The organism is Blastomonas sp. CCH1-A6, from assembly GCF_001556365.1.
Classification (GTDB): Bacteria; Pseudomonadota; Alphaproteobacteria; order Sphingomonadales; family Sphingomonadaceae; genus Blastomonas; species Blastomonas ursincola.
In genome coordinates this window covers 1-5878 of sequence record NZ_LSIS01000330.1, presented here as the reverse complement: position 1 = coordinate 5878, position 5878 = coordinate 1, and the positions used below count along the sequence as shown (strand labels likewise).

The following is a 5878-nucleotide window of genomic DNA, read 5'->3' as shown; positions in this document are numbered from 1 at the left end:
GCCGTTGCGCTATGGTTCGCCGTCTTGGCAAGCTTCGCATTAAACAGCGCGATCGGTGACTGCATGTTCATTATCCCATGTTCCAGCACGAACATGGCGCACAATCTATACCATCTGCGCTAGGCGCGAAAGCCATGGCGCAAATAGCTTCTAGAGCAACCCTATTGCGCCATGCTGCCCGTGCCGACATTCTGCGCCTAGCCAGAAGGACGCGAACACGATGCCAACCATATACCTGAAACGAACATCGCCGTTGATGGCCCAGCTAGGGGCCAACATCGCTCGCGAACTAAAGAAACTAGGCATAACTCAAGGGGAGTTGTCCGAACGCTCGGGCGTTGCGGCGTCACATATTTCATACATGGTGCGCGGACATGGTAATCCAACGCTTGCTACCTTGGAGAGCCTTGCCGATGTTTTCGGATTATCGGTTGTCGAATTATTGGCAGCGGATAGCACTTCCCGCGATAAGTCCTGAAAGGCAGTCGCTTAATTTGATCGGAACAATCTATGTCCAGTAACCCGCCCCGCGAATTTGACCGACTGCTACAAGATGCGCCGCTGGTGCGGGCAATGGGGGGAGCACTCTCGATGTTTGCCACGCTGCTTGCGCGCCAAGGCATTGTCGAGGCGAGCGAGGTTGCAAACTTGCTGGGTATCTATGCGGTCGCCACAAGCGAAGTCGATAATGAAGAGGGCATGATCTTGGGATGCTGGGCAGCTATGATCCGCGACGTGGCGGAGCAACAGCGCACAGCTACTCGCAAATAACCCCGGCGCGCACGGCGCTAAGGGGCCGGTCACGGCCCTTGGCGGCGGGCGTCAGCGCGCCGCCTTGGCGGCGAGGTCGCGCAGGCCGTAGCCGTCGGTCTTGTTGCGGGCGGCGTCCGCCACCTGGCGGACGATGTGCACCATGAAGCTGCGCCGGTTGGTGCGGCTGATGCACGAGAATCCGGCCTGCAAGGCGATTGCCTGCACCTCGTCCACGGGGCGTTTGTCCAGGACGCGGTAGGCGTCGCCGAGCTTGCCGCTGCGGGTGGCTTCGACCAGGGCACGGGCTGCCGTCTCGGTGTCGTTGCTCATGGCGTGGCTCCTGTCTCGGATTGCGGGTGCGGTGGCCGGTTCCCCGGCCACCGCTGCGGGCCGCTAGGCGGCTGCGGCTAGTCAGCACGGCCACGGTGACTCCACCTGCGGGGGTCGTGGATCCTAACCCCGGCAACAACAGCTCAACGGCACGCCTGGTGGTGGTGCAGCAGAATGATGGAGCTGGTTGTAATGCAGGGAATGAAGGGGTGAGCTGTGCGGAGCATGCTACGCGGCCGCCGGCCGGAGCTGCGAACAAGGAACCCGACGCCGGCGCAACGCCGGGGTCGCGATAGGCGAACCAGGCCGCCCCGAGGGGCGGCTTCGCTTAAGCGCTTAAGTCGTGCCGGGTCGGGGCGGATCGCGTCCCTCGCAAACTAGTCCGCGCAGACGGCGACCCGGCTCATTGTCATCGGGCCTCCACCGAATCCCGGCGTCGCGCGATTGACCCAGCGAACCTTCTTGCAGCTCGTCTTGCCGGTGCGCGTTGTCGCCCTCGGACGGGCGTCGGCCGGGGCTGCGCCAGCCTGCTCGTCCAGCCATCGGTTCGCTGCGGCGGGGCCGTCCCGCAGCATCCTGCGACGATACTCGGCCTTGTTTCTAGAGAAGGCGGCTTGCCGCTCGGCCTGCGAAACCTGCCGTGACGGCGTGGTACGCGGAGGCGCCTTGGACCTTCTCTCGCCAGGCCTGTCCGTCACCATGTCCTGTTGGTGACGACGCAGTGTTTCGTCTCGAACCGAGTCGAGATGCGTGCCTAGGTAATCCTGCGCTGCTACGGGGCCAGTGGTGGCAAGTAATGCCAGGACTAGAGCGATGTTCCGCATTGAATTCTCCTGCGTGTTTCGGAAGCCACGGCGCGAAGTGCTGTGCCTTACTGCCATCGTCCGCCCTCGGTTTCAACGAACGTCTCCGGCAAGTGAAAGGCTTGCAGGGCGACGGTCAGGGCGTCTTGGACGTCCGACCATTCGACGCCATCGGGGCCGTCAAGATAGGCGCGGATCAGCAGGCGGCACGCCTGCGCGGCCTTGGACGGGTCGGGCTTGATGGTGAGCGGACTGCGACGCTCGGCGAGTGATGCGGTCACTGTCGTTCTCCTGTCTTGGGGTAGCCGTGAGCCGCTTCGATCTTCTGGGCCAGCTCGGCCAGGTGTTCGGAATCAAGTAGATCCTCGGCGCTAAGATCGGCCGCGAAAAACTCGCTTCCGCTGGGTGGCGCGCGATCGACGGCGAAAGCGGTCAGATAGGGCCGCGCCTCGTCCGTGGCGATCCAGCGCCAGAAAGCATTGCCCTGGCCGAATAAACCGCTCTCGAACATATCGAGCCGTGCTTGTGCGAAGTCGGTCAATTTGCGTCTCCTGACAATCAGGCGGTTCGGCAAAAAAAGGGAGGCCGAAGCCTCCCTTTGTCTTACTGGAACAGTTTGATGAAAGCGGGCGCGAGGCCGATGACTGCGAGGACGAAACCGACGCTGCCGATGACCCAAGTTTGTGCCGTCAGCTTGCTTTCGATTCCCTTGTTCGCCTCCTGAACCTTCACGGCGATATACTCCTCAATAGCCTCTACAACTTCCGCTGCGGCGTCGTCGGACAGATTAGCCGCTTTCAGTGCTCTAAACAATTTGATGTGCATCCGGTTCTCCTTCTCGTTGGTGACGGGAGACACCCGGCATGGGCACCGGCGCCGGCTGTCAGGGACCGCGAAGCGGCCGCGTTAGCGGGCGGTGGGGGAGCCGATTTGCGCAGCAAATTGGGGGGACCGCCGATCCTTGAAAGCTGGCGCGCACCCATGCCAAAATGCCACGACACACAGAGAGAAGAGATTGCGCGGGGCGGGGTTCGATGCCCCGCCCCGCGCTCTGCATGGCACCGAGATCATCGGTTTCGCCCAGCGGGCGAAAGGGGGCGGGGTTAGCCCGCCCCTCCGGCGTCAGCCGGATTGGCCGCGCTTCGCCTTGGCCGCCAGCACGACCGCGACGACTTGCGGATAGACGCATTCGCCGCGCTCGATGTTGCGGATGCCGGGGCCGTCGAGCACGTCCTTTATACGGTCCTCGATGATCTGGCCCAGCTCGGCCGCAACCGCCTCGATGTCAGCACTCGTCTTGCCGATAAACATCGGGTCTTTCGGCCACATGCTTTCCGCGTCGAAATGATCCTTATCGTTCAACGCGGTCGCCAGCGCCTCGATCGCAGCATTTCCAAGCGCACGCTCGAAAGCCAGCTGAGCGAACAGACGATGAGACATAACAACCTCCTTGTTGCCGGAATTGGCAAGGCCAAGGGGAGGGCAGCGCCGGGTCGGGTCAGGGACCGCGAAGCGGCCGCGCTAGCGGGCGGTGGGGGAGCCGATTTGCGCAGCAAATTGGGGGAACCGCCGATCCTTGATGCGGCCTGGTGCAGCCCTCATGCTAGGAAGACACTGACGGGGGGATTTAACAAACTAACGCCCGCCCATCGAGCGGACCTTCACCCTGCGCCGTCTCGCGCCCGAACGATCGCGCTGTATTCCAGCAGCGTTTGCCGGACATTCTCATCATCCACCACATTGAGCGCATGGCCGGTGGCCGATGCCTGATCCGTCCGCATTTCGAGCCAAGCGATCCGCGCCGCGTTCGGCGCTACGCAACCATGCTCGAGCGCGATCTGCTCACTGTAACCGGCGATAACGTCGTTGATGGCCTCAAGGGCCGCCTCATAGGCGATGGCCTGATCTTGGGTCCACAAGGGCGCTGTCGGTGAGAGGGCAGTCACCTTGCCATATAGAGAGGGCAACTGGTCTCCCGGCAAGCGCAAACTACGCCATTTGCGCTTGCCGAGAGTGGGCGGCCCTACCGGGGGGCTTGGGCCGTTGCTGGGCCTATAATCCTCAAACTCACAACGCCAAATGGCGTTGGATAGATTGAAAGGGCGGCGCGACAAACAGATGCCCCCTCGAAGCGCATCGTGCGAAGTTGCGCATGGACCGCGACAATTCTCGCTCTCAGTTGTCGCTCAACCAAGCGAGCTGCTGACCGATTCCAAGCCCCTCCATCGGAACCGATGCGCGCCGTTCGATCTGCGGCCAAAGGGGATCGCGATAGTTGCGGCCTGCGAGAACGATCAGCGGCGCGGCGGCGTCGATCTGCTCGGCCATTGCTTCGATCACGCGCGCGCCCCAAAGGCGGCGCGCGCCTGCCTTCATCGCGCCTAGCGTTTCGTCATAGGGCGCGATGACGGTTTCCGGGGCGATCAGGCCATGCTTTGCTGACAGGATGAACCATGCGCCGCCCTGTCGTTCGACATAGGCACGGGCCTTCTGGAACCATGGCGATGCGTAAAGATCGCGCGCCGGGGCGGGGCGGTCCAGCTTCGCAGCAACGCAAGCGACAAGGAAAACCGGAGACGGGGACGGGGGAGGGTCGATGACAGACGGCGGCGCTGCCTCAAGATCGGCAATGACGGTGCAGCGGCCCCATTTCTGCAATTGGCGCTGCCATCCTTTCGGCGGTCCTTGGCGCTCGGCAACGTGGCTAAGGGTCGGTCCACCGAACAAGTCGGGTTGCTCCCCGATGCGCTGCACCGGGGGAACGTAGCGAGGTTCGCGGATGCAATGGCGGGCCATGCTCGATCCCCTCAAAAGGCGAAAGCGGTCTGGCCGCTCGCCTCGGTAAAGCTGGCGCTATCGCCTGCCGCGTAACGGTCGCGGCCCATGGGGGACCATTGCAGATGCCCGGAACGGTCATAGGAAAACCAACCATCCTCGATCCCGATGATGAAAGACCATGCCTTATCCTCGGCGCAAGGTCCGTGAAGATTGATCGGCCAATGCTCGGCCCCGCGTTCCTGCTGGCAGGGCGACGGCGCGGAAAAGCTGCGAAGCAACGCGGCGCGGTCGGTCGGCTCGGTAGCTCCCATTTCCCGCATGATCTGGCGGGCCTCGACGGTGCTGATGTGGCCGCTCGCCTTCCTGTCGGCGTGGTCCGAATAGCGAAGGCCATAGACAACGGCATTGAAGATATTGCGCGGCTCGGTGAACTCCTGCGTGGCGAGCAATTCGCGCCATTTCCCGGCGCTGATAAGGTCCACCGCATGATGCCAGAGCGAATGAACGCGGTTGCTGTAGCCGTGGCGGTTCGTCACGCCATCGCGGGCGATCTCGATCCCAAGCGCACGCTCGACGTGTTGCACGAAAGGATGGGCGGCAAGCAAAGGATGGCGAAGGCCGATCTTGCGCGGCTCGTCCTGCTCTGCGCGGATGACCTCGATGGGGAACTGAAACAGGCGCGACGGCAGATTCCACGGCGCGGAAAGGGGAAAGTCGCGGGGCACATCAAGCGCCCCGTTAATGTCCAGCACAAAGCCGTTTGGCGCGAAGCCTGCGGCAATGATCTGGTCGCCCAGCTGGTCGGCCTGCGCGGTGCGTATCGCGGCGGCGGCGCTCATGCGCTCAACTCCGCATAGGTGGCGCTGCACTCGTAGCGGATCGCATCGCCATCCCACATAGGACCGCAAACGCCCTTGAATTTCGGTGCGCCCTGCAACTCAGGCCGCTGGCTCGGATTGCTGTCGTAACCGCTGCATTGAAGCCCCTCGACCGCTGCCCGGCTGACGATGGTTTCAAAGGTCGCGCCCTCGATCTCGATCCGGTCAAAGTCCTGCTCGGTCTGGCGGTAGATACGGATTTTCATGGGCTTTCCCTTCCTAATTGAGCCGAAGGCGATGACGGGTCATCGACTTCTGCCGAAAGCGGGCGACGCTGGGCCGGGGAATGCCGCAAACGGGGCCGATCAGGGGGGAGGGGGATCACCCGCCCTGCAC

At 62.9% G+C, this 5878-nt stretch carries 11 protein-coding genes; 2 read left to right on the top strand and 9 right to left on the bottom strand.

From position 1 onward, the window contains the following. The first annotated feature begins 220 nt into the window (after positions 1-220). Positions 221-478 (top strand): helix-turn-helix domain-containing protein, encoded by a 258-nt coding sequence (locus tag AX735_RS24465; protein ID WP_008827847.1) that lies wholly within the window; start codon positions 221-223, stop codon positions 476-478. Positions 479-591: 113 nt separating this feature from the next. After that, complete coding sequence (locus AX735_RS16070) at positions 592-771, top strand: hypothetical protein (RefSeq protein WP_008827848.1); 180 nt, start codon at positions 592-594, stop codon at positions 769-771. Positions 772-822: 51 nt separating this feature from the next. On the opposite strand, the gene AX735_RS16065 is transcribed toward AX735_RS16070, so the two are convergent. The 9 genes from AX735_RS16065 to AX735_RS16020 all read right to left on the bottom strand — a co-directional run bounded on the left by AX735_RS16065 (position 823) and on the right by AX735_RS16020 (position 5748). Further along, positions 823-1083: a hypothetical protein gene (locus AX735_RS16065; RefSeq protein WP_030540871.1), complete on the bottom strand. Its 261-nt coding sequence runs from the start codon at positions 1081-1083 to the stop codon at positions 823-825. An 871-nt stretch (positions 1084-1954) separates the two neighbouring features. Then, positions 1955-2167 (bottom strand): hypothetical protein, encoded by a 213-nt coding sequence (locus AX735_RS16055; protein WP_059153606.1) that lies wholly within the window; start codon positions 2165-2167, stop codon positions 1955-1957. Next, on the bottom strand, positions 2164-2427 hold the full coding sequence (locus AX735_RS16050; protein ID WP_037471423.1) for a hypothetical protein: 264 nt from the start codon (positions 2425-2427) through the stop codon (positions 2164-2166). The genes AX735_RS16055 and AX735_RS16050 overlap by 4 nt, the downstream gene beginning before the upstream one ends. A 62-nt stretch (positions 2428-2489) precedes the next feature. Beyond that, positions 2490-2711: a hypothetical protein gene (locus tag AX735_RS16045; RefSeq protein ID WP_004213291.1), complete on the bottom strand. Its 222-nt coding sequence runs from the start codon at positions 2709-2711 to the stop codon at positions 2490-2492. Between the two features lie 297 nt (positions 2712-3008). After that, positions 3009-3326 (bottom strand): hypothetical protein, encoded by a 318-nt coding sequence (locus AX735_RS16040; protein WP_006953908.1) that lies wholly within the window; start codon positions 3324-3326, stop codon positions 3009-3011. A gap of 221 nt (positions 3327-3547) precedes the next feature. Then, complete coding sequence (locus tag AX735_RS16035; protein ID WP_008831892.1) at positions 3548-3805, bottom strand: hypothetical protein; 258 nt, start codon at positions 3803-3805, stop codon at positions 3548-3550. A gap of 256 nt (positions 3806-4061) precedes the next feature. Further along, complete coding sequence (locus tag AX735_RS16030) at positions 4062-4682, bottom strand: DUF6884 domain-containing protein (protein WP_030541642.1); 621 nt, start codon at positions 4680-4682, stop codon at positions 4062-4064. Between the two features lie 11 nt (positions 4683-4693). Further along, positions 4694-5503, bottom strand: coding sequence for a hypothetical protein (locus tag AX735_RS16025; protein WP_008831890.1), 810 nt, complete (start codon positions 5501-5503; stop codon positions 4694-4696). Then, on the bottom strand, positions 5500-5748 hold the full coding sequence (locus AX735_RS16020; RefSeq protein ID WP_030541643.1) for a hypothetical protein: 249 nt from the start codon (positions 5746-5748) through the stop codon (positions 5500-5502). The genes AX735_RS16025 and AX735_RS16020 overlap by 4 nt, the downstream gene beginning before the upstream one ends. Between the last annotated feature and the right edge of the window lie 130 nt (positions 5749-5878).